Annotated in this window: 25 protein-coding genes and 2 pseudogenes; 21 read left to right on the top strand and 6 right to left on the bottom strand. The window is 61.9% G+C overall.

The features are described from left to right. The 3 genes and pseudogenes from J1777_RS12325 to J1777_RS12315 all read right to left on the bottom strand — a co-directional run. Positions 1–326: pseudogene (locus J1777_RS12325) on the bottom strand (hypothetical protein); the annotation flags it as partial. Between the two features lie 25 nt (positions 327–351). Beyond that, positions 352–2,406: an ATP-dependent helicase gene (locus J1777_RS12320; protein ID WP_207575994.1), complete on the bottom strand. Its 2,055-nt coding sequence runs from the start codon at positions 2,404–2,406 to the stop codon at positions 352–354. A 151-nt stretch (positions 2,407–2,557) separates the two neighbouring features. Then, a pseudogene (locus tag J1777_RS12315) lies at positions 2,558–2,749 on the bottom strand (L-asparaginase); the annotation flags it as partial. A gap of 24 nt (positions 2,750–2,773) precedes the next feature. Between J1777_RS12315 and J1777_RS12310 the strand changes: the two are divergent. Further along, on the top strand, positions 2,774–3,730 hold the full coding sequence (locus J1777_RS12310) for an AEC family transporter (RefSeq protein ID WP_207575993.1): 957 nt from the start codon (positions 2,774–2,776) through the stop codon (positions 3,728–3,730). Positions 3,731–3,737: 7 nt separating this feature from the next. Here J1777_RS12310 and J1777_RS12305 read toward each other — a convergent pair whose 3' ends face one another. Then, positions 3,738–4,517, bottom strand: a complete 780-nt coding sequence (locus J1777_RS12305) for a GntR family transcriptional regulator (RefSeq protein WP_207575992.1) — start codon at positions 4,515–4,517, stop codon at positions 3,738–3,740. 21 nt (positions 4,518–4,538) lie between these two features. Further along, positions 4,539–6,257: a sigma-54-dependent Fis family transcriptional regulator gene (locus J1777_RS12300; RefSeq protein ID WP_207575991.1), complete on the bottom strand. Its 1,719-nt coding sequence runs from the start codon at positions 6,255–6,257 to the stop codon at positions 4,539–4,541. A gap of 298 nt (positions 6,258–6,555) precedes the next feature. Between J1777_RS12300 and J1777_RS12295 the strand changes: the two genes are divergently transcribed. From J1777_RS12295 to J1777_RS12270, 6 genes are all read left to right on the top strand, one after another. Continuing rightward, entirely contained in the window at positions 6,556–6,843 is a 288-nt protein-coding gene (locus J1777_RS12295; protein ID WP_207575990.1) for a phenol hydroxylase subunit, read from the top strand. Between the two features lie 51 nt (positions 6,844–6,894). Next, the gene (locus J1777_RS12290) at positions 6,895–7,893 is read left to right on the top strand and encodes an aromatic/alkene monooxygenase hydroxylase subunit beta (protein WP_207575989.1); all 999 of its coding nucleotides are present in this window, start codon (positions 6,895–6,897) and stop codon (positions 7,891–7,893) included. A 29-nt stretch (positions 7,894–7,922) separates the two neighbouring features. Then, a complete protein-coding gene (locus J1777_RS12285) occupies positions 7,923–8,192 on the top strand; it encodes an MmoB/DmpM family protein (RefSeq protein WP_207575988.1) in 270 nt (89 codons plus the stop codon). Between the two features lie 51 nt (positions 8,193–8,243). Next, entirely contained in the window at positions 8,244–9,791 is a 1,548-nt protein-coding gene (locus J1777_RS12280; protein ID WP_207575987.1) for an aromatic/alkene/methane monooxygenase hydroxylase/oxygenase subunit alpha, read from the top strand. A 34-nt stretch (positions 9,792–9,825) separates the two neighbouring features. Next, positions 9,826–10,182 (top strand): phenol hydroxylase subunit P4, encoded by a 357-nt coding sequence (locus tag J1777_RS12275; RefSeq protein ID WP_207575986.1) that lies wholly within the window; start codon positions 9,826–9,828, stop codon positions 10,180–10,182. 122 nt (positions 10,183–10,304) lie between these two features. Continuing rightward, positions 10,305–11,372: an NADH:ubiquinone reductase (Na(+)-transporting) subunit F gene (locus J1777_RS12270; RefSeq protein ID WP_207575985.1), complete on the top strand. Its 1,068-nt coding sequence runs from the start codon at positions 10,305–10,307 to the stop codon at positions 11,370–11,372. Between the two features lie 78 nt (positions 11,373–11,450). Here the strand turns inward: J1777_RS12270 and J1777_RS12265 are convergent, their stop codons facing one another. Further along, entirely contained in the window at positions 11,451–12,359 is a 909-nt protein-coding gene (locus tag J1777_RS12265; RefSeq protein WP_207575984.1) for a LysR substrate-binding domain-containing protein, read from the bottom strand. Positions 12,360–12,506: 147 nt separating this feature from the next. On the opposite strand from J1777_RS12265, the gene J1777_RS12260 reads away from it, so the two are divergent. The 14 genes from J1777_RS12260 (at position 12,507) to J1777_RS12195 (ending at position 24,656) form a co-directional block, all read left to right on the top strand. After that, entirely contained in the window at positions 12,507–13,109 is a 603-nt protein-coding gene (locus J1777_RS12260) for an antibiotic biosynthesis monooxygenase (protein WP_207575983.1), read from the top strand. Positions 13,110–13,249: 140 nt separating this feature from the next. After that, positions 13,250–13,585 (top strand): 2Fe-2S iron-sulfur cluster binding domain-containing protein, encoded by a 336-nt coding sequence (locus J1777_RS12255; RefSeq protein ID WP_207575982.1) that lies wholly within the window; start codon positions 13,250–13,252, stop codon positions 13,583–13,585. Positions 13,586–13,610: 25 nt separating this feature from the next. Then, the gene (locus J1777_RS12250) at positions 13,611–14,537 is read left to right on the top strand and encodes a catechol 2,3-dioxygenase (protein WP_207575981.1); all 927 of its coding nucleotides are present in this window, start codon (positions 13,611–13,613) and stop codon (positions 14,535–14,537) included. Between the two features lie 13 nt (positions 14,538–14,550). Next, the gene (locus J1777_RS12245; protein WP_207575980.1) at positions 14,551–14,985 is read left to right on the top strand and encodes a GlcG/HbpS family heme-binding protein; all 435 of its coding nucleotides are present in this window, start codon (positions 14,551–14,553) and stop codon (positions 14,983–14,985) included. 46 nt (positions 14,986–15,031) lie between these two features. Continuing rightward, entirely contained in the window at positions 15,032–15,901 is an 870-nt protein-coding gene (locus tag J1777_RS12240) for a SphA family protein (RefSeq protein WP_207575996.1), read from the top strand. Positions 15,902–16,008: 107 nt separating this feature from the next. Continuing rightward, entirely contained in the window at positions 16,009–17,469 is a 1,461-nt protein-coding gene (locus tag J1777_RS12235) for a 2-hydroxymuconic semialdehyde dehydrogenase (RefSeq protein ID WP_207575979.1), read from the top strand. An 85-nt stretch (positions 17,470–17,554) separates the two neighbouring features. Further along, the gene (locus tag J1777_RS12230) at positions 17,555–18,421 is read left to right on the top strand and encodes an alpha/beta fold hydrolase (protein ID WP_207575978.1); all 867 of its coding nucleotides are present in this window, start codon (positions 17,555–17,557) and stop codon (positions 18,419–18,421) included. Between the two features lie 42 nt (positions 18,422–18,463). Further along, on the top strand, positions 18,464–19,246 hold the full coding sequence (dmpE, locus tag J1777_RS12225; RefSeq protein ID WP_207575995.1) for a 2-oxopent-4-enoate hydratase: 783 nt from the start codon (positions 18,464–18,466) through the stop codon (positions 19,244–19,246). Between the two features lie 10 nt (positions 19,247–19,256). Further along, entirely contained in the window at positions 19,257–20,051 is a 795-nt protein-coding gene (locus J1777_RS12220; RefSeq protein WP_207575977.1) for an SDR family NAD(P)-dependent oxidoreductase, read from the top strand. A 23-nt stretch (positions 20,052–20,074) separates the two neighbouring features. Continuing rightward, a complete protein-coding gene (locus J1777_RS12215) occupies positions 20,075–20,983 on the top strand; it encodes an acetaldehyde dehydrogenase (acetylating) (RefSeq protein ID WP_207575976.1) in 909 nt (302 codons plus the stop codon). An 11-nt stretch (positions 20,984–20,994) separates the two neighbouring features. Continuing rightward, on the top strand, positions 20,995–22,023 hold the full coding sequence (gene dmpG / locus J1777_RS12210; RefSeq protein ID WP_207575975.1) for a 4-hydroxy-2-oxovalerate aldolase: 1,029 nt from the start codon (positions 20,995–20,997) through the stop codon (positions 22,021–22,023). A 97-nt stretch (positions 22,024–22,120) separates the two neighbouring features. Then, a complete protein-coding gene (locus J1777_RS12205; protein WP_207575974.1) occupies positions 22,121–23,566 on the top strand; it encodes a methyl-accepting chemotaxis protein in 1,446 nt (481 codons plus the stop codon). 72 nt (positions 23,567–23,638) lie between these two features. Continuing rightward, entirely contained in the window at positions 23,639–24,427 is a 789-nt protein-coding gene (gene dmpH / locus J1777_RS12200; RefSeq protein ID WP_207575973.1) for a 2-oxo-3-hexenedioate decarboxylase, read from the top strand. Continuing rightward, complete coding sequence (locus J1777_RS12195) at positions 24,420–24,656, top strand: 2-hydroxymuconate tautomerase (RefSeq protein ID WP_278253537.1); 237 nt, start codon at positions 24,420–24,422, stop codon at positions 24,654–24,656. The genes dmpH and J1777_RS12195 overlap by 8 nt, the downstream gene beginning before the upstream one ends. Positions 24,657–24,795: the final 139 nt, after the last annotated feature.

The following is a 24,795-nucleotide window of genomic DNA, read 5'->3' as shown; positions in this document are numbered from 1 at the left end:
GCCGGGGCTATTGCCAGGCCACCGGCGGCATCGCTAGCGGCAGCGGTAGGCATGGCGGCACCACTGGCCGCCGCCTCGGCGGGAAGGCGACTCCATTGGGTGGCCGGGGGCGGCGTGAGGGGCTCTTGCTGCTGCGCCCAGGCATCAAAGCACGCCAGGCGGGCCTGGTTGTCGGTGGTGGCGGCGCACTGGCGCCAGGTGTCCAGCGCCAGCGGCGGCGGCGCGGTGACCGCCGCAGAAGTGGCCTGGGCAGAGGGCCAGGCGCTGAGGCCTGCAGCCCACACCAGGGTCGGAAGAAAAAAGCGGGAGGAACGGGAGGAGGTCATCAACACAGTTTTAGGGTTGCACAGGTTAGGTTGGATCCCCTTGGCGGGCCGCAAATTCAGCCCGCAGCTGGCGCAATTTGTCGCGGGGGTTTTCGCGGCTGGTGGCCGGGTCAAGCTGCATTTCGGCAATAAAACGGCTGGGCTGGCAGGGCACGGTATCACGGCCTTTTTTGCGGCGCTTGGTCCAACTCACCACCAAAGTGCGCTGGGCACGGGTGATGCCCACGTACATCAGGCGGCGCTCTTCCTGCAGGCGGGCGGCGGTTTCGTCGCTGACGTGCTGCTGCTTGCCATCGTCATCGTCCAGCTTGAAGGGCAGCATGCCTTCGGTCACGCCCACCAGTTGCACGTGCGGCCACTCCAGCCCCTTGCTGGCGTGCAGGGTGGAGAGCACGACCTGGTCCTGCTCGCTTTCGCGCTCAGAGATGGTCGAGAGCAGGGCAATGTTCTGCGCCACTTCCAGCAGGCTTTTGATTTCGGTGTGCGTGCTGGTGCCGGCCGCATCCTCGATCTGGCCCCCGGCGCGCTGGGCCATCCAGTCGCAAAACTCCAGCACATTGCTCCAGCGGGCGGCGGCCACGCTTTCGCTGTCTTCGCTGTCGTACAGGTACTGCTCGTAGCCAATGTCGGTCAGCCAGTCGATTAAAAACGTGCGGCTGGCCTCGTGCCCCAGGCAGTGGCGGGCGCGGTATTCCAAGTCGTTCATGTTGCGGCCAAATTCCAGCAGCCCTTCCAGCGCCTTTTTGCCCAAGACGGCCGGCAGCATGGTATTGAACAGGCTGCCGAACATACTCAGTTTGTGCAGCGCCGCAAATTCGCCCAGCTTGCCCAGGGTGGTGTGGCCAATGCCCCGGCGCGGCGTGGTGATGGCACGCAAAAACGCCGGGTCGTCGTCGTTGTTGCTCCACAGGCGAAACCAGGCGCACAAATCTTTGATCTCCGCCCGGTCGAAAAAACTGGTGCCGCCCGAAACCTTGTACGGAATGCTCGCCTTGCGCAGCGCTTTCTCGAACGGCTTGGCCTGGTGGTTGGCGCGGTAGAGGATGGCAAAGTCCTTCCACGCCGGGGGCGGGTTGCTGGCCGCTTTCAGGGCCAGAATGCGGGCCACGGCGCGTTCGGCCTCGTGCTCTTCGGTGTCGCAGGCTTGCACGCGCACGGGTTCGCCCTCGCCCAGTTCGCTGAACAGGGTTTTGGGAAACAGCTTGGGGTTGGGGCCAATCACGTGGTTGGCCGCGCGCAGGATGGCGCTGGTGGAGCGGTAGTTTTGCTCCAGCTTGATGACTTGCAGCTGCGGGAAGTCCTGCGGCAGGCGTTTCAGGTTGTCCAGCGTGGCCCCGCGCCAGCCGTAAATGCTTTGGTCATCGTCGCCCACGGCGGTAAAGCGGGCGGCCTCGCCCACCAGCAGCTTGAGCAGGGCGTACTGCGTGGCATTGGTGTCCTGGTATTCATCCACCAGCACATGGCCCAGCAGCTTTTGCCATTTTTCGCGCACCTCGGGGTGGTTGTGCAACAGCCGCATGGGCATGCCGATAAGGTCATCAAAATCGACACTTTGGTAGGCGGTGAGGCGCTCTTCGTAGCGCTGCATGATGATGGCCAGGCTGCGCTCGTGGTCGTCCTTGGCCAGGGCCAGCGCCTGGCGGGCATTGAGGCCCTGGTTCTTCCACGCGCTGATGCCCCACTGCCACTGCCGCGCCGTGGCCGCATCGGTAGTGCCACCGGCGCAGTCTTTCAGGATGCTGGTGACATCGTCGGCATCCAGAATGCTGAAGTTGGGTTTGAGCCCCAGCACATGGCCATCTTCGCGCACCATGCGCACGCCCAGTGCGTGAAAGGTGCAGACCAGCACCTCTTTGGCTTTGCGGCCAATCAGCCCGCTGGCGCGTTCGCGCATCTCGGCGGCGGCCTTGTTGGTAAAGGTGATGGCGGCAATGCGCCGGGGGGCCAGGCCGGTGTCGATCAGGTGGGCAATTTTGTGCGTAATCACCCGCGTTTTGCCCGAGCCCGCCCCCGCCAGCACCAGGCTGGGGCCATCAATAAAGTGCACGGCTTGGAGTTGGGCGCGATTCAGACCAGACATAACAACAAAACCATCCCAAGAGAAAAACCAAACCGCGCATGGTAGCGAAAACAAAAAAGCGCCCCCAGGCAGGGGCGCTCTTGAAGCGAAGGGTGCAAGGTGCAACGCGGGTTCAATACTCCCAGAACATGCGCTGCAGCGTTTGGGTGTTGGCCCCGCTGGCCACCAGCGCCTGCACGGCCGTGGGCTGCACATTGCCACGAGAGTAAACAATGTCCACCTGCGGCAGGCTGCCGATGGTGTCGATATTGAATTCCGACGCGGTGGTGTGGCGCTTCACCGGGGCGCGGAACCAGTCGTTGTGCCTTTCGACCACCATGCCCAGCAAGCCCCCCGCCCCCTTGCAGGGCTGCGACAATGCGCGGCTGTGCTTGCCGTTCTAACCGTTACCTTTCCCTTCTTCGCCCTGGTGCTGTGTGGCTACCTTGCTACGCAGGCACGGGTGTTGCCGCTCACGGCCATTGGCGGGCTCAATAGCTTTGTGCTGTTTTTTGCCCTGCCGTGCATGCTGTTTCGCTTTGGCGCCAACACACCGATTGCCCAGTTGCTCGACCCGGTCGTGGCCTTGATTTATTTGCTCTGCGGTCTGCTGGTGGTGGCCGGTGCCGTGGCCGCCACCGTGCGCCGCTGGGGCTGGAACGATGCGGCCTTTGGGGCCTTGGTCACCGCATTCCCTAACTCAGGGTTTATGGGCGTGCCGCTGCTGGTGGCGCTGCTGGGACAGGCCAGCGCTGGGCCGGTGATCATGACCATGGCGCTGGACATGGTGGTCACCACCTCGCTGTGCATTGCCTTGTCGCGCCTGGGCCTGGGCAATGGCAGCGCCGGGCGGGCACTGCGCCTGGCCCTGAAAGGGGTGCTAATCAACCCCCTGCCCTGGGCGATTGGCTTGGGGGCCCTGGCCTCGGCCACGCAGTTCCAACTGCCCGGGCCTGTAGATAAAACCATAGCTATGCTCGCAGACGCAGCATCGCCTGTGGCCCTTTTTACCATTGGTGCCGTGCTGGCCCGCTCGCAACTGAACCAGGCTGAGCACGTCGCCCCGCGCCACTATGTGCCGCTGGCCCTGGCCAAGTTGTTGCTGCACCCCATGCTGGTCTGGGCCGCCTGCCAAGCCGCCGTGGCCCTGGGTGCTGCGCTGGCCCCACTCACCATCACCGCGCTGGTGCTGACGGCGGCGCTGCCCAGTGCCAGCAATGTCTCGCTGCTGGCCGAGCGCTTTGAAGCCCACGGCGGGCGCGTGGCACGGATTATTTTGGTGAGCACGGCGCTAGCGTTTGTCAGCTTCTCGGCCGCGGTGGCGTGGCTGACGGGGGGGCCGTAGTTGTGCCCTACTGCGGCAGGACGGCACGACCTTCGCGCAGGGCCTGGATGAGCAAGTCCGGCGTAGTGCGGATATGGGCCTCCAGCGCCAAAGCGGCACGGGCCTCTTGTCCTTGGAAGACATATTCCACAATTGCCGCATGCTCGGCATGCACGTCGCGCAGGTAGCCGGGCAAGGCCATGGCGTAGCAGCGGTAGCGCTCGGTGTGGCGCGAGAGAAGGCGCAGCACGCGCAGCGTCCACGGCGAGGGGTGGCCGCAGAGCAAGGCTTCATGAAAACGGATATTGAGCTGTTCCCAATGCGGTCGCCGCCCAGGCGCGATCGGCTCCTCAGTAGAAAGGGCCGCATACGCCTGCTCCACCTGCCGCCGCCACAGGTCATCGCCATGGCGCATGGACAGGCGCAGTGCCTCTGTCTCAATTTGCACGCGCAGGTGGGTGATGTCCTCCAAATCTTCAAGGGCAATGGGTGCCACACGAAAACCGCGCTGCCCTTCGGTGGTGACCAGCGCATCGCTGACCAGGCGGGTCAGTGCCTCGCGCAAGGTACCCGCACCCACAGCGTACTGGGTGCGCAGGTGCTCGATGCGCAGCTTGCTGCCCGGAGACAAGCGGCCCTCGATGATGTCGGTGCGCAGCGTTGCATAAGTGTGCTCAATCAAGGTGCGGTTGGCCTGCGCCGACTCGGCATCGGCAGGCAAGGCCCCGGAACGCTGAAGGGGGTGGAGGGGGTGAGCAGCCAAGATCGAGGAGCCGGACAGAGCGGAAAAAAAGCTGCGTTTAGCCATAAAGCGGGTGGAGTAACTTGTTTATCTTGTTGAAGAAGGCGGCCTATCGGCCCGCTCTTGCAGGCGTTGCAAGCGGTAGCTCAGTTGCGGGCGGGTCAAGCCCAGCGCCCGGGCGGCAGCGGCCAAATTGCCGCCGGCACGGGCCACCGCCTCGGTCAGCAGGGTATTTTCTAATACTTCCAGCGTCATGCCACTCGATTGCAGGTGGTCATACCACTGGGCGGAGCGCTTGCTGTCGCAGGCCGTGGCTTGCAATTGTCCTGCGGCCCCAACTGTGGCCCCCGCTGGCAAGTTCAGGTGAGGAAAGAGTGCCTCGACCTCCACTTCCTGCCCGTTGGCGGTGAGGATGATGCCGCGCTCAATCAGGTTCTCCAGTTCGCGCACGTTGCCGGGCCACTGGTGGGCCTGCATGGCGGCCAGCGCCCGATCGGAAAAGCCCAGCAGGCGCTTACCGTGCTGGGTAGCAAACTTGTGCAGCAGATGCATAGCCAGTTGGCCGATGTCCTCCCCGCGCTCGCGCAGCGGCGGAATGTGGATGGGATAGATGTTCAGGCGGTACAGCAAATCCTGGCGGAAGCGCCCTTCGCGCACAGCCTGCTCCAGATCGACGTTGGTGGCCGCCACCACGCGCACATCGACTTTGCGCAGCTGGCTGGCACCCAAGCGGTCGATTTCGCCGCTTTGCAGCACGCGCAGCAGCTTGGCCTGGGCGGGCAGGGGCAGCTCGCCCAACTCGTCCAACAGCAGCGTGCCGCCATGGGCACGCTCGAAACGCCCCATGCGCGGGGCGACCGCACCGGTGTAAGCCCCTTTTTCGGCACCGAAGAGTTCACTTTCGATCAACTCGGCGGGCAAAGCCGCGCAATTGACAGCGACAAACGGCTTGTCCGCCCGCGTACTCATGGCGTGCAAGGCGCGGGCAAAGCGCTCCTTGCCCGTACCGGTTTCGCCCGTGAGAAGCACTGTCACCTGGGTTTCAGCGGCCTTGCGCAGCAGCTCTGCCGTGCGCTGAAAGGCGGGGGAACTGCCCACCAGCGGCCCCAACTCATCGGCTGGCTGCAACTGCGTGCGCAGGGTCTGCACCTGGGCTTGCAGCTCGTCAAGCTTGACAAGCATGGAGTCAGCATCGTAATCGCGGGCCATGGCTGCACCATCAGGCCACTCCTCAGCGTAGCGGCCCTCAATAACGCAGTGCTCATGGCTACAGGCAGCGCATTGCACCTCTTTGTAAAGCACGGGGCGGCGAAAAAAAGCACTGGTAAAACCCGAGGCATAGCCCAGCAGCATCCAGCAGACAGGGTCATCCTGGGGGCCAAATTCCCGGGTATGGGCCTCGGCCTCCCAGCTGTGGTCCCAACGGAAACGGCACAGAAAGTGGCCCCGGGCCTCATCCACCTCGAACACCTGGGGGGTGACTTGCACCGCGCCTTCAAGCATGTGCAGTTGCGGACCAATGGCAAAGCCATCAAACAAGCTGGCATTCGGGCGCAGTTGGCCGGCCAGCAAGGCATCGCGCTCACCAGCGGCGTAGCCCGTGCGCATCAGCACCCGGCGTGTTTGCGCCCTTCCCAGTGTGGCCATGAGTTCGCGACGCAATGCACTCAGGGCCGCCATGTGCAGCAGCAGCATGCGCTGGTCAGCCAACCAGATGCGGCCATCGGTGGTCGAAAAATGCACTAGCCGGCGCAAATCCTGATCGGCCGGCAGAGGGGGTAGCGGGGAGGCAGAAGGGGTAGGCATGCCAAAAAGTATCGATAAAAAGATATTTTTCGCCTATGGGGCTAGTCCCAGGGGGCATTACCAAAAAAATTGATCATTTCATGAAGTCTGCCTAACCAGATCGCGCATTTCATCATGCTGCAGCGCAATATTCAAAGGATCAGGGCCATCCACCACCTTGGCAAAGATGCAAAAACGGCCTCTAAGGATGAATTTTTTCAGTACTTACCCTGAATTTGACGGCATTTATCGACATTTTAAAAAAGTTGGCACGGTCTGTGCGTAACCACCAGCACTACGCGACTTTGAGGAGCCTTTTATGGATACCAAGCCCCAGCCCGATGCGCAATGGGATGTCAGCCGCAAATACGTGCGGGAAGTGCAGCAGCACGACAACGGCATGGTGGAGTTCGAGTTTGCTGTCGGCGAGCCGGGCCTGTTTGTCGAAATGGTCATGCCCCGCGCAGAGTTTGAAGACTTCTGCGCCATGCAGGGCGTGCAGCCTACCCAAGGCCGCCTGCCCGAGCACACCGATGGCAGCGCCGCGCACGAATGGGACTGGAGCCTGCGCGATGCCCGCGAGCAGCACTTTCGCACCACGCGGTAAGTCCGCACCTTTTCCTTCCTCTGCATAACAACTTTTCAGGAGACACACCCTATGCAAATCGACTTGCGCACTGTCAGCATCACCCCGCTGCGGCAGACCTACAACCACATTGCCGAACGACTGGGTGCGGACAAACCGGCCTCGCGCTACATCGAAGGCACGATGGACGTGCAGCCCGAGGCGAACTTCCACTACCGCCCCACCTGGGACCCCGAACACGAACTGTTCGACCCGCGCCGCACCCGCCTGGTGATGAAAGACTGGTACGCGCTGAAAGACCCGCGCCAGTTCTACTACGGCACCTACACCCAGGCCCGCGCCCGGATGCAAGAGGTGGCCGAGGCCGACTTTGATCTGGTCGAAAGCCGGGGGCTGGCCGATCGCTATGACAACAACGCCCGCCGCAAGGCGCTGGACTTTTACGTGCCGTTGCGCCATGTTGCCTGGGGGGCCAACCTGAATGGCTCTTACCAATGCGCCTACGGCTACGGCACCGCCATTACCCAGCCCTGCTTGTACGCGGGCATGGACCAGTTGGGCATTGCCCAATACCTCACCCGCCTGGGTTTGCTGCTGGGTGACCAAGAGGCCCTAGAGGCAGGCAAACAAGCGTGGCTGCACGCCCCTGCCTGGCAAGGTCTGCGCCGCCTGGTGGAAGACACCTGGGTGACCAAGGACTGGTTCGAGCTGTTTGTGGCGCAGAACGTTGTGCTGGACGGCGTGCTGTTCACCCTGGCCTACCGCGAGGTGGATGAGGCTTTGAGCCAGCAGGCGGGCCCTGTGACCTCCATGCTCACGCGCTTTCAGGCCGAGTGGGCCCTGGATGCCAATAAATGGGTGGATGCCGTCATCAAAACCGCTGCAGCCGAAAGCAGCGACAACCAAGCCTTGCTCAATGGCTGGTACGCCCACTGGCGCAGCCGCGTGCAAGAAGCCCTGGCCCCCGTGGCTGCGCTGGCCTTGGGGGCCGATGCCCCGGCCGCCCTAGAGCGCAGCGTGGCCATGCTCGATGCCCGCATGGCCAAGGTCGGTTTGACCATTCCGGTCTGAACACCCTTTTTGCATTCAGGAGTATCGGAATGTCCAACGTATTCATTGCTTTTCAGAAAAACGAAGAGTCCCGCGCCATCGTCAATGCCATCTTGGCCGACAACCCGCAGGCCATCGTGAGCGACCAGCCCGCCATGGTGAAGATTGATGTACCCACCCGCCTGGTGGTGCGCAAAAGCACGATCGAAGAAGAAATCGGGCGCGATTTTGACCTGCAGGAAATGCAGATTCACCTGATCACCATGAGTGGCAACGTCGATGAAACCGACGATGAATTCACGCTCACCTGGCACCAATAACCGCTTATTCAACACTGCGCTCCTAGCGAGCGCACCAAGGAGACATACACCATGGATATGAAAGTCAAGAAAAAGCTCAACCTCAAAGAGCGCTACAACCTGATGACGCGCGATCTGGCCTGGACCCCCACCTACCAAGGCGTGCGCGAAGTGTTCACCAATATGGAGTACGAGGGCATCAAAATCCACGACTGGGACAAGTTCGAGGACCCCTTCCGCATGACCATGGACTCGTACTGGAAGTACCAGGCCGAGAAAGAGCGCAAGCTCTACGCCATCATCGATGCCTTCACGCAAAACAACGGCCACCTGGGCGTGACCGATGCGCGGTACATCAACTCGCTCAAGCTGTTCATGACCGGCATCAGCCCCAACGAGTACATGGCGCACCGGGGCTTTGCCCGCATGGGCCGCGAATTCCCCGGCGCGGGGCCACGGGTCGCTTGCCAGATGCAGGCGCTCGATGAAATCCGCCACGCACAAACGCAAATTCACAGCCTGTCGAACTACAACAAGCACTACAACGGCTTTCAGAACTGGCACCACCAGCACGACCGCGTGTGGTTCCTGTCGGTGCCCAAATCCTTCTTTGACGATGCGCTGACCGCCGGCCCCTTCGAATTCATGATCGCCATTGGCTTTGCGTTTGAATACGTGCTGACCAACCTGCTGTTCGTGCCCTTCATCAGCGGCGCGGCCTACAACGGCGACATGGGGGCCATGGCCTTTGGTTTCTCGGCGCAATCGGACGAATCGCGCCACATGACGCTGGGGCTGGAGATCATCAAATTCATCCTGGAACAAGACCCGGACAACCTGCCCATCGTGCAAGCCTGGCTGGACAAATGGTTCTGGCGCGGCTACCGCGTGCTGACCCTGGTGGCGATGATGATGGATTACATGCTGCCCAAGCGCGTGATGAGCTGGAAGGAGGCCTGGGAGGTGTACGCCGAGCAAAACGGCGCGGCCCTGTTCAACGACCTGGCCCGCTACGGCATCCGTGTTCCGAAGGGCTGGGAGCAAGCCTGCAAAGACAAAGACCACCTCAGCCACCAGGCCTGGAACGTGTTCTACAACTACGGCGCGGCCGCCCCCTTCCACACCTGGGCACCCAGCGAGAAGGACATGGAGTGGCTCTCGGCCAAGTACCCGGACAGCTTCGACAAGTACTACCGCCCGCTGTGGACGCACTACAACCAGCAACAGGCCGAAGGCAAGCGCTTCTACAACGGCACGCTGCCCATGCTGTGCCAAGTGTGCCAAGTGCCCATGTTCTACACCGAGCCGGACGACCCCACCAAGATTGCCTACCGCGAAACCGAGTACCAAGGCATGAAGTACCACTGCTGCTCGGACGGCTGCCAGCACATTTTCGACAACGAACCCGAGAAGTACGTGCAAAGCTGGCTGCCCGTGCACCAGATCTACCAGGGCAACTGCTTCCCCGAGGACGTGGACCCGTCCAAGCCCGACTTCAACCCGCTGGCCGAAGTGCTGCGCTGGTACAAGATCACTCCGGGCCAGGACAACATGGACTACGCCGACTCGCCCGACAAGCGCAACTTCGAAATGTGGCGCACCCAGGCCACCGGCAACTAAGCGTCAGCAATCCAGAGAACAAAGGAGACACCCCATGGCCGTTAAATCCCTTGGCCCCTACACCTTTTCCGCCAAAGACACGGTGGACAAATTCCCCGCGCCACTGCTGTACATCGGCTGGGACGACCACAAGCTGTTTTGCTCGCCCGTGTGCGTGCCCATGCCGCCCAGCACCACCTTCCGAGAGCTGGTGCAAGGCACGCTGCCGGGCATCTACAGCGCCCACCCCGACTTTGCCAAGATCGACTGGGGCAGCGCGGAATGGTTCTTGTCCGGCCAAGCCTTCCAGCCCGACATGGACAAAACCATGGCGGAAAACGGCATTGGCCACAAAAGCGCCATCCGCTTTCGCACGCCGGGGCTGACCGGGCTGCAAGGCTCGTCCTTCTAGTCAGGCAGGACTTTTAAAGGAGCTGATTCCGCTGGATATGCAAGTATTAATTGCATAAATATTAAAAATATTTAGATATATACAGCGGAAGACGCTATTTATTTTCAAAACTTGAGATTCCTATGAGCCATCAACTCACGATCGAACCCCTCGGGCAAACCATCGACATTGAAGAAGGCCAAACCATTTTGGATGCCGCCCTGCGTGCCGGCATTTACCTGCCCCACGCCTGCGGCCATGGCCTGTGTGGCAGCTGCAAAGTGCAGGTGACCGATGGCGACATCGAACACGGCGATGCCAGCGGCTTTGCCCTGATGGACTACGAGCGCGAAGAAGGCCTGTGCCTGGCCTGCTGCGCCACGGTGGAATCCGATGTCGTGGTCGAAGCCGAGATCGACGAAGAGCCCGATGCTTTGAACCTGCTGGTGCAAGACTTTGCCGGCACCGTCTCGCGCATCGAAGACCTCACCCCCACCATCAAAGGCGTGTGGATTGCGCTGGATACGCCCCTGACCTTCCAGGCCGGGCAGTACATCAATTTGCACATCCCCGGCGAGGGCAGCACCCGCGCTTTTTCGATTGCCAGCGCCCCGGCGCAGAAAACCGAGATCGAGCTGAACATCCGCCGCGTGCCTGGCGGCATGGGCACAGGCTGGGTGCATGACCAGCTGCGGGCCGGTGAGCGCGTGAAAATTGTCGGCCCCTACGGGCGCTTTTTCCTGCGCGAAAGCGCCCACCTGGCGCAAGACCTGGGCTATTTGTTTCTGGCGGGCGGCTCCGGCCTGTCCAGCCCGCGCTCCATGGTGCTGGACTTGCTGGCCAACGGCTGCACACGCCCCATCACCCTGGTCAATGGCGCACGCTGCCGCGCCGAGCTCTACCACCACGCTGAATTTGTGCAACTGGCACAGCAACACGCCAACTTCAACTACATCGCCGCCCTGTCCAATGAGCCAGAAGACAGCGATTGGGACGGCGCACGCGGCTTTGTCCACGAAGCAGCCAAAGCCCATTTCAACAACGACTTTCGCGGCCACAAAGCCTATTTGTGCGGCCCCCCGCTGATGATTGATGCCTGCATCACCACCCTGATGCAAGGGCGCTTGTTCGAGCGCGACATCTACACCGAAAAGTTCATCAGCGCCGCCGACGCGCAGCAAGTGCGCAGCCCCTTGTTTCGGAAAATCTGAGCGGAAATCTCAGCCATGGTCACGGTACGCCACTTCACCCCACAACCTGTCTGCGAGGGCATGGGCACGTTCTCAGCCTCATCCCACGGCACGTGGGCTGTGCGAGGCGGCGAAGCTGCGCACCACCTCCAAAAACGCTTGCAACGCCCGGGAGCGATCGTCCGTGCGGTACAGGCAGCTCAGCTCCAGCTCTTTGAGCTGGCTGCTGTGCAAGGGCCGAAACGCCACCCCCGGCAGGCGCAGGTTAGAGGCCGATTGCGTAGTGACCGCCATGCCAAAACCGGCCGACACCAGCGCGACGGCGGTCAGCACATCTTCCACCTCTTGCTCCACACGCAGCGGCACCCCTTCGGCATGGAAGGCATCGCTCACTTCCTGCGCCAGCCCCCGCATGGGCACATTCGGGTAGAGGATCAGAGGCACGTTCGCCAAATCGCGGATGCGCAGCGAGGGCAATACCGACAGCGGGTGCACAGCCGGAAGGGCCACCATCAGCGACTCGCGCAGCACCGTCATGGTGCTGATGTCCGGCGCCGCTGGCACCAGGCGGTTGAAGCCGACGGTAATGCGCCGCTCACGCAGCGCCTGCAACTGGGCATCCTTGGTCAGGTTGTGCAGGACGATCTTTACGTCTGGGCGGGCCTGGTGAAACTGCGCCAGGATGCGCGGAATCACATCCAGCACGCCCGAGCCGAACAACCCCACGTCCAGCCGCCCAATCCAGCCCTGCCCCGCCAGGCGTGTGCGTTCGGCCGCCTGCTGTGCCAGCTCCAACAAGTTGGGCACCTCTTGCAGCAGCGTCAATCCAGCCTCGGTCAGCGCCATGCCTTTGGGGGTGCGCAAAAACAGGGGCACGCCCAGCTTTTCCTCCAGCGCCTGGATATGGCGCGTCAGCGGCGGCTGCGACAAATGCAAGCGGTTGGCGGCCCGGCCCATGTGGCCCTCTTCGGCCACGGCAAGAAAGTAACGCATGTCACGCAGATCCACAGGACGCACTCCGACAAGAAAATTAAGAATACCAAAATGGTATCGGAATCAGGAATAAATAGTATTGGAAGGTATCAAGCATGCCGCCTATCGTTACGGGTATCCCCCATCGCTGCCCTGCAATACCCACTACGGAAAGACTGCCCCATGGACACTCCTGCTCGCACGCCGTCCCCAGCAACCACTGCCTTGCCACGTGCCGTTACGGTGCTGATCGCCCGCCGGGTTCTGCCCGCTGCCGTGGCCGAGTTTGAGGCTGCGATGCAAGGCATGCTGGCCGCCGCAGAACACTTCCCCGGCCATCTGGGTGGCCAAGTAGTCTCCCCCCAGGAGGTTGGGGACGCAGCCGAGCCGCTGCTTTACCACGTGGTGTTTGCGTTTGACACCGAGGCCCACCTGGCCGCATGGCAGGAATCGAGCGAGCGGGCGCACTGGCTAGAGCAGGTGCTGCCGCACACCGTCGGCACGCAGCAACTGCACCGGGTATCGGGGTTGGACTATTGGTTCGCCGCCCCCAACAGCACGACCCGGGCCGCCCCGCCGCGCTGGAAGGTGGCCACGGTGACCTGGCTGGGCATCTTCCCGACCGTGTTGTTTTTGTTCCTGACGGTGGCCCCCCTGCTGGCCGATTGGTGGCTGGCCCCGCGTGTGGCGGTGATTACGGTGCTGGTGGTGTTACTCATGACCTGGGTGGTGGCACCACGCCTAACGCGCTGGCTGCACCCCTGGTTGCACGCCAGCAGCAAATAGGGGCGGGCACTTTTTTGATACCAAAACGGTATCAAACAAACGGAAAAATTGTATTGGACGGTAACGACATCTTTTTTTATCGTTGCCTTATCGGTTGCAGGAACCCCATTCAAAGAGGGTTCCGCAAAGGAGACACAGTCATGCAGAAATTCGTTATTCACATTGAAGACACTGGCGAGAGCTACACCGCCACCGAGACCCGCTCCGTCCTTGAAGGCATGGAAGCACTGGGCAAAAAAGGCATTCCCGTCGGCTGCCGCCAAGGCGGCTGCGGTGTGTGCAAGGTGCAGGTGCTCGAAGGCCAGTACACGCGCCGCGTGATGAGCCGCGCCCACATCAGCGCCGAAGAAGAGTCCACCGGTTGCGTGCTCTCTTGCCGCATCTACCCCAACAGCGATCTGCGTCTGAACGTGGTCGGCGCGATGAAAAAAAACATCTACCGCTCCAAGGCAGCCCCCCTTTCCCCCACCCCATGAACGACACACATTAAGGAGACAACTCATGGCAATCACTGGTGTTTTACGCCCTGGTCACGCCCAAATACGGGTACTGGACTTGGAAGAATCGGTCAAGTGGTACACAGATGTCATGGGCCTCAAGCCCATGGGCCGCGATGCCCAAGGCCGAGCCTATTTCAAAACCCGCGCCGAGCGCGACCACAACAGTGTGGTACTGCGCCAAGCCGACCAAGCAGGCCTGGACTTCTTTGGTTTCAAAGTGCTGGACAAAGCCACTCTGGATGACTTGGAACAAAAGCTGCAAGCCTTTGGTGTCAAAACCGAACGCATCCCTGCTGGCGAAATGCTGGAAACTGGTGAACGCGTGCGCTTCAACGTGCCCACAGGCCACACTATTGAGCTGTATGCAGAAAAGACCAACGTAGGCAACGCCACAGGCTGTCTGAACCCTGAGGTAGATGTCATCGACACTCCCGGCATTACACCGATTCGCATGGACCACTGCCTGTTGTATGGCGGCGATCTGGATGGAACCAAAGAGCTGTTCGAGAAAGTGTTGGGCTTTAACCTGGTCGAGCGTGTCAAGCTCGAAGACGGCAAGACCGATCTGGGCATCTGGCTGACCTGCAGCGCCAAGGCACACGACATCGCCTTTGTGCGCCACGCAGAAGATAGCAAGCTGCACCACGTCTCCTTCCAGCTGAGCAGCTGGGAGCAGGTTCTGCGTGCAGCCGACATCATGAGCAAAAATCGTGTCTCCATCGACGTATCGCCCACCCGTCATGGCGTAACCAACGGCACCACGATTTACTTCTTTGACCCCAGCGGTAACCGTCTGGAGACGTTCTGCGGCGGCTACGACCACTATCCGGACATGGAGCCCATCACCTGGACGTGGGATGAAGTGGGTGCCGGCATCTTCTATCACAACCGTAAATTGAACGATGCGTTCTTGAGCGTAGTGACCTAAGGAGCCCACCACCATGGCACAACACAGTGTTGAACAACGCGCCATCACCGCCGAGGCGGCCAACGCTGCTGTGGTGGCAGCGGTGGCCAAGGCCGGTGCGCTGGGCATCCGCATCAACGTTGCCGTAACCGATGCGTCGGGCGTACTGGCTGCTTTTTTGCGCATGCCTGGTGCCTTTCTGCATTCGGTGGACATCGCCATCGACAAGGCCTACACCAGCGCCGGCTTTGGCTTTGCCACGGCGCAGTGGGCGGGCATCCTGCAGGGCGATGAAGCCTTGCGCCTGGGCATGCCCGTGCGTCCGCGCAACGTGGTCTTCGGCGGTGGCCTGCCACTGCGCGAGGGCGGCGTGCTAATTGGCGGCATTGGCGTTTCGGGCGGCAGCGCAGAAGAAGACGAAATCTGTGCCCGCGCCGCGCTCACCGCCCTGGGCCTGGATAACGCCTAATCCGCACCCACAAAACAACAAAATTCCAAAAGGAGACAGCATGAAGATGACCCACCTTGCCAGCGCAGCCGCCTTGGCCCTGCTGGCAACCGCCGGTGCGCAAGCTGAAGGCCACTATGTGGCCGGCGTAGAAGGGCTGCAAGGTCCCAGCGTACCGCCGCCCGGGGTGTATTACCTGGGCTACCTGGTGCATTACGACATCAATAGCCTAAGTGCCCCGGGCTCCAGCGATGCGGTTCCTGGCCGCAACAAAGGCTCGGTCACGGCCGTGGCCAACCGGCTGGTGTGGATCACCAAGCACAAATTCCTGGGCGCAGACTACGGCATGGAAACCATCATTCCGGTGATGCGCACCTCGCTGGACTTTGCCAATTCCAAGGATTCAGGCGTGGGCGACGTGTACGTCGGCCCCCTGGTGCTGGGCTGGCACGGCCCGCAGTGGGATGCTGTGGCCGCTGCAGGTATGTGGCTAGACACAGCCAGCACCAGCAAGCCTGCTTCTCCCGGCAAAGGCTTCAAGAGCACCATGCTGACCGGTGGTCTGACTTACTACTTTGACAGTGCCAAAACCATTACCGGTTCAGCCTTGGCGCGTTATGAGTTCAACACCCGCAAAGACAACGGCATCCGCCCCGGCCAACAACTGACCGTGGAATGGGGCCTGGGTAAATCCTTCGGCACCTTCTCCGCCGGCCTGGTCGGCTACAGCCAGTTGCAGACCACCAGGGACAAGGGTGCTGGTGCCCGCAGCGACAAATCTTCCGTGCATGCGGTCGGGGCTGAGGTGGTGTACCCCATCCCCAACGCAGGCGTTTTCTTGAAGGCAGCCGCCTACAAGGAAGTCCACGCCAAAGGCGGCACGAACCCCCAACCCAAGGGCTCGTTGGTGCGCTTCACGCTCGTGAAAGCGTTCTAAACAGCACGTTCTCCGTATGAGGCGACAGAGCATCTGGGTGGTGATCTGAACAGGCCACCACCCAGGCAGCATTCGCTGATTATTTTTTATTTCAACCAGAGCAGGCTATGCAAGAGTTTCTCAATTTCATCAATGGCGCGTATGTTCGCAATACCAGCGGCAAGACGTTTTCCGACATCAACCCCGTTAATGGTCAAGTCATCGGCCAAATTTACGAAGCCGGACAAGGCGAGGTGGATGCTGCGGTAGCGGCGGCCCAGGCTGCGCTGAAAGGTGATTGGGGACGCCTGTCAGTGGCAGAGCGCTGCAAGCTGCTGGACGCTGTGGCCGGTGAAATCAACCGCCGCTTTGACGACTTCCTGCAGGCGGAAATTGCCGATACCGGCAAGCCGCACCACCTGGCCTCGCACGTGGACATTCCACGCGGTGCGGCCAACTTCCAGATCTTCATCGACACCATCAAGAGCACGGCCACCGAGTCGTTCAACATGCGCACGCCCGACGGCAAGACCGCCCTGAGCTACGGCGTGCGCGTGCCGCGTGGCGTGATTGCCGTGGTCTGCCCCTGGAACCTGCCGCTCCTGCTGATGACGTGGAAAGTCGGCCCGGCGCTGGCCTGCGGCAACACCGTGGTGGTCAAGCCCAGCGAAGAAACCCCCGCCACCGCCACGCTGCTGGGCGAGGTGATGAACGCTGTGGGCATGCCCAAGGGCGTGTACAACGTGGTGCACGGTTTTGGCCCCGGCTCGGCCGGTGAATTCTTGACCAAGCACCCCGGCGTGAACGGCATCACCTTCACCGGCGAAACCCGCACCGGCACCGCCATCATGAAAGCGGCTGCCGACGGTGTGCGCCCCGTGTCGCTGGAAATGGGCGGCAAGAACGCAGCCGTGGTGTTTGCCGACTGCGACTTCCAGGTGACCATCGACACGCTGACGCGTTCGTGCTTCGAGAACGCCGGCCAAGTCTGCCTGGGCACCGAGCGCGTGTACGTTGAGCGCCCGATTTTTGAGAAAGTGGTCGCCGCCCTGAAAGAGCGCGCCGAAGCCATGAAGCCCGGCCTGCCCTTCGACCACGACACCAAGATTGGCCCACTGATCAGCAAAAAACACCAAGCCAAGGTGCTGGGCCTGTACAAAACCGCCAAGGATGAAGGCGCCACCATCGTTACCGGCGGCGGTATTCCCGACATGCCCGAAGCGCTGAAAGACGGCTCGTGGGTGCAGCCCACCATCTGGACGGGCCTGCCCGAAACCGCCACCGTGGTGACCGAGGAAATCTTTGGCCCCTGCTGCCACATCAGCCCCTTTGACAGCGAAGAGGAAGTGCTGGGCAAAGTCAACGCCAACCGCTACGGCCTGGCCACCGCCATCTTCACGCAAGACATTGCGCGCGCCAACCGCCTGGCGCACCAGATCGAAGTGGGCCTGTGCTGGATCAACGCCTGGTTCCTGCGCGATCTGCGCACGCCGTTTGGTGGCTCCAAGCAGTCGGGCATTGGCCGTGAAGGCGGCGTGCACTCGCTGGAGTTCTACACCGAGCTGCGCAACGTGATGGTGAAGTTCTAAGCCATTTTTTGAGCCAAATCGGCCTCTCGCGCTTGTATGAAAAGCGCGAGCAGCTCTCATAAATATAGCAAGGAGACCACCCCAAATGAGCGCCACCCCCTCCAATCCCGAGATCGGCCAGAGCATCACCGCCGCAGGCATCCGCACCAACTACCACGACAGTGGTGGCGCTGGCGCCCCGGTGCTGCTCATCCACGGCTCGGGGCCAGGCGTGTCGGCCTGGGCCAACTGGCGCCTGGTCATGCCCGCGCTGGCGCAGCAAGCGCGCGTGATTGCGCCCGACATGGTGGGCTTTGGCTACACCGAGCGCCCGCAAGACTTTGTCTACAACATGGACGCCTGGGTGCGCCAGGCCGTGGGCCTGCTCGATGCCCTGGGCATTGAGCGCACCGACCTGGTGGGCAACTCGTTTGGCGGCGGCCTGTCGCTGGCGCTGGCCATTGCCCACCCCGAGCGCGTGCGCCGCCTGGTGCTGATGGGCAGCGCCGGTGTCTCCTTCCCCCTGACCGAGGGGCTGGACGCCGTGTGGGGCTACACCCCCTCGGTAGAGAACATGCGCGCCATCATGGACTACTTCGCCTTCGACCAAGGCTTGATGAGCGACGACCTGGCGCGCCTGCGCTTTGAGGCCAGCATCCGCCCCGGCTTTCAAGAATCGTTCGCCGCCATGTTCCCTGCGCCGCGCCAGCGCTGGATTGAAGCGCTGGCCAGCGCCGAGGCCGACATCCGCGCCCTGCCGCACCAAGCCCTGGTCATCCATGGCCGCGAAGACCGCGTGATCCCGCTGGCCACCTCGCTGACCTTGTCCAGCTGGATTCAGCGCTCCCAACTGCATGTGTACGGCCAATGCGGCCACTGGACGCAAATTGAGCACGCCGCGCGCTTTGCCCGCCTGGTGGGCGACTTCCTTGCTGAAGCGCACCCCGACGAGCCGCTACCCCTGCAGCCCTGAACGATTTTTCTGAACACCCTAGTCAAAGGAATTCCCATGACCATGACCCCTGTCTTGATCGAACAACTGGGCGATGAGCTGTACCAAGCGCTAACGCAGCGCCAGATGCTCGAGCCGCTGACCAACCGCCACCCGGACATCACCATCGAAGATGCCTACGCCATTCAGCAAAAAATGCTGGCACGCCGTCTGGCCGCCGGTGAGAAAGTGGTGGGCAAGAAAATTGGAGTCACCAGCCAGGCCGTGATGAACATGCTGGGCGTGTTCCAGCCCGATTTTGGCTGGCTGACCGATGGCATGGTCTTTAACGAAGGCGAATCCGTACCCGCCAATACCCTGATTCAGCCCAAGGCCGAAGGCGAAATCGCCTTTTTGCTGAAGAAAACCCTGCAAGGCCCTGGCGTCACTGCCGCCGATGTACTGGCCGCCACCGAAGGCGTGATGGCCTGCTTCGAGATTGTGGATTCGCGCATCCGCGACTGGAAAATCAAGATTCAAGATACCGTGGCCGACAACGCCAGTTGCGGCGTCCTGGTGCTGGGCGATCGCCTGGTGGATGTGCGCGATATTGACCTGGCCACCTGCGGCATGGTGTTGGAAAAGAACGGCGAAATCGTCGCCACTGGCGCTGGCGCTGCTGCGCTGGGCCACCCGGCCAACGCCGTGGCCTGGCTGGCCAATACGCTGGGCCGCCTGGGCATCGCGCTGGAAGCGGGCGAAGTGGTGCTGTCGGGCTCACTGGGCATCATGGTGCCGGTGCAAGCGGGCGACAACCTGCGCGTGACCATTGGCGGCATCGGCGGCTGCTCGGTGCGCTTCGTTTAAGGAGCGCGGCATGGACTTGCAACTCAGCGGCAAACGCGCCCTCATCACCGGCTCCACCGCAGGCATTGGCTTTGCCATTGCCACCGAGCTGGCGCGCGAAGGCGTGGCCGTGGTACTCAATGGCCGCAGCGAAGAGCGCGTGGCCCAGGCCGTGCAGCGCCTGCAGGCCGCCGTGCCGCAGGCCCAGGTGCGCGGCGTGGCCGCTGACGTAGCCACCGCCGCCGGTTGTGACCTGCTGGCCCAGGCCAGCGCGGGCGTGGACATTTTGGTGAACAACTTCGGCATCTTCGATCCGCAGCCCTTCGAGGCCATCGACGACGCCCAGTGGCAACGCTTTTTTGATGCCAACGTGATGAGCGGCGTGCGCCTGACGCGTGCGCTGCTGCCCGCCATGCAGGCCGCAGGCTGGGGCCGCGTGGTGTTCATCAACAGCGAGTCGGGCGTGAACCCGCCCACCGAAATGGTGCATTACGGCATGAGCAAAGCCGCGCAGCTGTCCGTCTCACGCGGGCTGGCGCAGCACTGCGCAGGCACGGGCGTGACCGTGAACGCCGTGCTGCCTGGCCCCACCAGCACTGAAGGCGTAGCCGACTTTTTCGCCAAACTGGCCGCTGAGCAAGGTGTCGATTTGGCCGAGGCCGAACGGCGCTTTTTTGCCCAGGCACGCCCCACCTCGCTGCTGCGCCGCTTCATTGAACCTTCCGAGGTCGCCGCACTGGTGGCCTATGTGTGCAGCCCCCGTTCCGCCGCCACCAACGGTGCGGCGCTGCGGGTCGAGGGCGGCATCCTGTCTTCGATTTGCTGACCCTTTTTTCCAAAGGACTTCCTATGACCCGAAAAATCAAATGCGCCCTGATCGGCCCTGGCAACATTGGCACCGACCTGCTAGCCAAGCTGCAGCGCAGCCCCGTGCTCGAACCCGTGTGGATGGTGGGTATCGACCCCGAATCGGACGGCTTGAAGCGTGCCCGTGAGATGGGCATCAAAACCACCCATGAAGGCGTGGACGGCCTGATCCCCCACATGAAGGCCGATGGGGTGCAAATCGTGTTTGATGCCACCAGTGCCTACGTGCATGCGGAAAACAGCCGCAAGGTCAATGCCCAGGGGGCCATGATGATCGACCTGACCCCTGCGGCCATTGGCCCCTACTGCGTGCCGCCCGTGAACCTCAAGGAGCACGTGGGCAAAGCCGAGATGAACGTGAACATGGTCACCTGCGGCGGCCAAGCCACGATTCCCATGGTCGCTGCCATCAGCCGGGTACAGCCCGTGGAGTACGGCGAAATCATTGCCACCGTCTCCAGCAAATCCGCTGGCCCTGGCACGCGCAAGAACATTGATGAGTTCACCCGCACCACCGCAGGTGCTGTCGAGAAGGTGGGCGGCGCCAAAAAAGGCAAAGCCATCATCATCATCAACCCGGCCGAGCCGCCCATGATCATGCGTGACACCGTGCACTGCCTGGTCGAAGGCGAGCCGGACAAAGAAGCCATCACCCAAAGCATTCGCGACATGCTGGTCGAGGTGCAAAAGTACGTACCCGGCTACAAGCTGGTGAACGGCCCGGTGTTTGACGGCAACCGTGTTTCGGTTTTCCTGGAAGTCGAAGGCCTGGGCGACTACCTACCCAAATACGCTGGCAACCTGGACATCATGACCGCCGCTGCCGCGCGCACCGCCGAAATGTTTGCCGAAGAAATTTTGGCCGGCACGCTCACCTTGCAAGCCGCCTAAGGAGTTTTGACATGACACAAAAAATCACCCTGCACGACATGACGCTGCGCGACGGCATGCACCCCAAGCGCCACCTGATGACCTTGGAGCAAATGAAGTCCGTGGCCCAGGGGCTGGACGCTGCAGGCATCCCACTCATCGAGGTCACCCACGGCGATGGCCTGGGCGGCGCTTCGGTGAACTACGGCTTTCCGGCGCACAGCGACGAAGAGTATTTGAGCACCGTCATCCCGCTAATGAAACAGGCCAAAGTCTCGGCCCTGCTGCTGCCGGGCATCGGCACCGTCGATCACCTCAAAATGGCCCATGGCCTGGGCGTGCACACCATCCGTGTCGCCACCCACTGCACCGAGGCAGATGTAAGCGAACAGCACATCACCATGGCCCGCAAGCTGGACATGGACACGGTGGGCTTTCTGATGATGGCGCACATGAACGACTGCGCTGGCCTGATCAAACAAGCCAAGCTGATGGAAGGCTACGGTGCTAACTGCATCTACGTCACCGACTCGGCCGGCTACCTGCTGCCCGACCAGGTGAAAGAGCGCATTGCTGCCGTGCGTGATGCCCTGAAGCCCGAGACCGAGCTGGGCTTTCACGGCCACCACAACCTGGCCATGGGCGTGGCCAACAGCGTTGCCGCCATCGAAGCCGGGGCCAACCGCATCGACGCCGCTGCTGCGGGCCTGGGTGCCGGGGCGGGCAACACCCCGATGGAAGTGCTGGTGGCCGTGCTCGACCGCATGGGCATCCAAACCGGGGTGGACGTGTGGAAGATCCAAGACGTGGCCGAAGACCTGGTCGTACCCTTGATGGACTTCCCGATTCGCATTGACCGCGATGCGCTCACGCTGGGCTACGCCGGCGTGTACGGCAGCTTCTTGCTGTTTGCCAAACGCGCCGAGAAGAAATACGGCATCCCGGCACGTGACCTGCTGGTCGAGCTGGGCCGCCGCGGCATGGTCGGCGGTCAGGAAGACATGATTGAAGACACCGCCCTGACCATGGCCCGCGAGCGTGGCATTGCCCTGCCTGCATAACCTGCTTGCAAAGCAACGTCAGCACTGCCCCAGCGCGGTGCTGACCTGGGCCACCGCGCTCAACCCTTGATCGACCCTTGAACCAGGAGTGCTCCCAATGAACATCCTCGCATGGTGGAACCCCGCTACAGGGCTTGGCTTTGCGCTGGGCCTGCTGTGCGGGATGGCCTTGGTGGCTCTGGTGGCCTGGTGCAGTCGTGGGCAACTTCGGTGGCGCAAACGCCAAGGCGCTTCTCGCCAGGCTGTGCTGGCACAGATCGACCAGCACGCGCTGGACGTGATTGTCAATAACGCCAGCATGCTCTCCTCCTTCACCCGGGTGGTGGCTTTTTCTCGCGCCCAAGAGAGCAGCCTGCAGGCCCTGGATCAGAGCGTGCATGGCTTGTCTGAAAGCGTCGAGACGGTGGTGCAATCGGCCGATATATCTCGCCAGCAAGTGCAATCCATGTACGAGCTGGCACTTGATGGCGACCGCTTGCTGCGTGAGACGACGGAGCAAATCACCGCCCTGGGCAGCTCCGCCCATGGCCTAGATTCCCGCTTTGGCGAAGTCCGTCAGCACACCGCCGCCATTGACGGCATCCTGTCCATGATCAAGAACGTGGCCATGCAAACGCACTTACTCTCCCTCAACGCCGCCGTGGAAGCCGCCCGTGCGGGCGAACAGGGCCGGGGCTTTGCCGTGGTGGCCGACGAGGTGCGCAAACTGGCCGCACGCACCAGTGAGGCGACCCAGCAAATTCAGCACATGGTCGTCAGCATCACCCACAGCACCCACGAGGCCGATCAATTTCTGCAAACCGTGCTGCAAGGCATGGATGGCGGTGTGGCCCGCACCCAACAAACGAGCAATGCCCTGGCGGACATCCGCACCCGGGCCGAGCAGGCACTGACCGCCACCAGCAGCATGGCCCAGGCCGTGCAAACACAAACCCACTGGGGCGAACGCCTGCGCCAGCAAACCGAAACCCTGTCACAAGCGGCCAAGGAATCGGTGGAATGGATTGGCAAAAGCAACACCCAGGTGCGCACCGTGCAAGCCATGGTGGGCCAACTCAAACGCGAGACGGCCGCCCTGCAGCCCAAGCGCCAGGCACTGGAAGTGATCAGCGATGGCGTGGAAGAAATGCGTGCCTGCAACATCCTCATCATGAATTCCGAAACCTGGGACGACGTGGCCGCCGTGGTCACCCGCATTGGTGAAATCGACCAACTCATCGACCAGGCTTGGGCCCAGGCCGCCACCCTGCGCACCCGTGCTGCCGGACAGGACTTTGGCCACGCCATGGCGCACTACCGCCAGGTGCGCAGCCGGATGCTGGAATGTGCCCGCCAGGGCGACTTTGACACCATCCGGCAGCTGGTGCCCGAGCAAGTGCGCCCGGCTTATGACCACGTCAAAAATGCCTTGAGCGCCCTGGGCGATAGCACGGGCCGCAACGTTCCGGCCACGGCCACTACTACCGCAGCATCCACGCCCCAGCGACCAGGCCGCCCCAGTGCTGCGCCAGGCAGGGCACCCCTTCAGGCTATTGCCCACTGACCGACTCGGCACGTGGCCCCACGATTTCCGACTTTTTATTCACCCCAACTTTGTTTTTTTGGAGTATTTATCATGGCACTCTCACCCCAAACCATCGCCGAACTTGCCGAACACCTGGAAACCTGCCAGCTTGAAGTTCGCGATACACCCAAAATCACCAACGACCACCCTGATATGGACTGGGACGATGCCTATGCGATTCAAGATGTCATCCTGCAGCGCAAGCTGGCACGCGGCGCGCGCGTTGTTGGCCTGAAAGCGGGCCTGACCTCACACGCAAAAATGAAACAAATGGGCGTGACCGACCCGGTGTTCGGCTTCCTGGTCGATGAATACGTGGTCTCCGAAGGGGCCACCGTGAACACCGCCGAACTGATTCACCCCAAGGTAGAACCCGAAATAGCCTTCGTCCTCAAACACGCCCTAAAAGGCCCCGGCTGCCACATTGGCGCAGTGCTGGCAGCCACCGATTTTGTGATGCCTGGTATTGAAGTCATCGACAGCCGTTACCGCGACTTCAAATTCGACCTCAAGAGCGTGGTGGCTGACAACACCTCGGCAGCCCGCTTTGTGGTCGGTGGCCAGGCCATTCGCCCCGATCAGGTCGATCTGCGCACCGTCGGTGTGGTGCTGGAGAAAAACGGCCAGCCCGTGGCCCTGGGTGCCGGCGCAGCCGTGCTGGGCCACCCCGCCGCCGCCATTGCCATGCTGGCCAACCACCTGGGGCGCCGGGGCCAGGAAATTCCGGCCGGCAGCCTGATATTGTCCGGCGGTGTGACCGAGGCCGTCGTCGTAAACGCAGGGGACAACGTCACCTTGCGCGTGCAAGGCATGGGCAGCGTCTCGTTGTGCTTTGCCTAAACCGTTCACCTATCCACTTTTATCTAAGGAATCCTCCATGCCATTCGCACAAATCCACATACTCGAAGGCCGTACCGAAGAGCAGAAAAAAGCGGTGATTGAGAAAGTCTCGCAAGCCCTGGTCGAGGCCACAGGCGCACCCATCGACAATGTGCGTGTGTGGATCACCGAAGTGCCCAAAGAAAACTGGGGCATTGCCGGTGTCAGTGCCAAAGAGCTGGGCCGCTAACACCTGCAGCCCTGCTGCCAAGGTTTGCGATTACCGCCCCCCTGTATTGTTTGAATTTTCCAAATAATGCAGGGGGCGGTTTTTTTATCGGGTGCGCTTTCTACAATCGGCAACTTTCTCGCACCCCACACCCCCATGC

It is taken from the genome of Comamonas denitrificans (assembly GCF_017368815.1).
GTDB classification, from domain to species: domain Bacteria; phylum Pseudomonadota; class Gammaproteobacteria; order Burkholderiales; family Burkholderiaceae_C; genus Comamonas; species Comamonas denitrificans.
The sequence above is the reverse complement of the archived record's forward strand: the minus strand, read 5'-3'. Positions and strand labels throughout refer to the sequence as shown.

Bases quoted from the DNA above. Each gene is read 5' to 3' on its own strand.
- J1777_RS12320 (WP_207575994.1), bottom strand. From the start codon at position 2,406: ATGTCTGGTCTGAATCGCGCCCAACTCCAAGCCGTGCACTTTATTGAT.
- J1777_RS12305 (WP_207575992.1), bottom strand. From the start codon at position 4,517: ATGGCTAAACGCAGCTTTTTTTCCGCTCTGTCCGGCTCCTCGATCTTG.
- J1777_RS12300 (WP_207575991.1), bottom strand. From the start codon at position 6,257: ATGCCTACCCCTTCTGCCTCCCCGCTACCCCCTCTGCCGGCCGATCAG.
- J1777_RS12295 (WP_207575990.1), top strand. From the start codon at position 6,556: ATGGATACCAAGCCCCAGCCCGATGCGCAATGGGATGTCAGCCGCAAA.
- J1777_RS12290 (WP_207575989.1), top strand. From the start codon at position 6,895: ATGCAAATCGACTTGCGCACTGTCAGCATCACCCCGCTGCGGCAGACC.
- J1777_RS12285 (WP_207575988.1), top strand. From the start codon at position 7,923: ATGTCCAACGTATTCATTGCTTTTCAGAAAAACGAAGAGTCCCGCGCC.
- J1777_RS12280 (WP_207575987.1), top strand. From the start codon at position 8,244: ATGGATATGAAAGTCAAGAAAAAGCTCAACCTCAAAGAGCGCTACAAC.
- J1777_RS12275 (WP_207575986.1), top strand. From the start codon at position 9,826: ATGGCCGTTAAATCCCTTGGCCCCTACACCTTTTCCGCCAAAGACACG.
- J1777_RS12270 (WP_207575985.1), top strand. From the start codon at position 10,305: ATGAGCCATCAACTCACGATCGAACCCCTCGGGCAAACCATCGACATT.
- J1777_RS12260 (WP_207575983.1), top strand. From the start codon at position 12,507: ATGGACACTCCTGCTCGCACGCCGTCCCCAGCAACCACTGCCTTGCCA.
- J1777_RS12255 (WP_207575982.1), top strand. From the start codon at position 13,250: ATGCAGAAATTCGTTATTCACATTGAAGACACTGGCGAGAGCTACACC.
- J1777_RS12250 (WP_207575981.1), top strand. From the start codon at position 13,611: ATGGCAATCACTGGTGTTTTACGCCCTGGTCACGCCCAAATACGGGTA.
- J1777_RS12245 (WP_207575980.1), top strand. From the start codon at position 14,551: ATGGCACAACACAGTGTTGAACAACGCGCCATCACCGCCGAGGCGGCC.
- J1777_RS12240 (WP_207575996.1), top strand. From the start codon at position 15,032: ATGACCCACCTTGCCAGCGCAGCCGCCTTGGCCCTGCTGGCAACCGCC.
- J1777_RS12235 (WP_207575979.1), top strand. From the start codon at position 16,009: ATGCAAGAGTTTCTCAATTTCATCAATGGCGCGTATGTTCGCAATACC.
- J1777_RS12230 (WP_207575978.1), top strand. From the start codon at position 17,555: ATGAGCGCCACCCCCTCCAATCCCGAGATCGGCCAGAGCATCACCGCC.
- dmpE (WP_207575995.1), top strand. From the start codon at position 18,464: ATGACCCCTGTCTTGATCGAACAACTGGGCGATGAGCTGTACCAAGCG.
- J1777_RS12220 (WP_207575977.1), top strand. From the start codon at position 19,257: ATGGACTTGCAACTCAGCGGCAAACGCGCCCTCATCACCGGCTCCACC.
- J1777_RS12215 (WP_207575976.1), top strand. From the start codon at position 20,075: ATGACCCGAAAAATCAAATGCGCCCTGATCGGCCCTGGCAACATTGGC.
- dmpG (WP_207575975.1), top strand. From the start codon at position 20,995: ATGACACAAAAAATCACCCTGCACGACATGACGCTGCGCGACGGCATG.
- J1777_RS12205 (WP_207575974.1), top strand. From the start codon at position 22,121: ATGAACATCCTCGCATGGTGGAACCCCGCTACAGGGCTTGGCTTTGCG.
- dmpH (WP_207575973.1), top strand. From the start codon at position 23,639: ATGGCACTCTCACCCCAAACCATCGCCGAACTTGCCGAACACCTGGAA.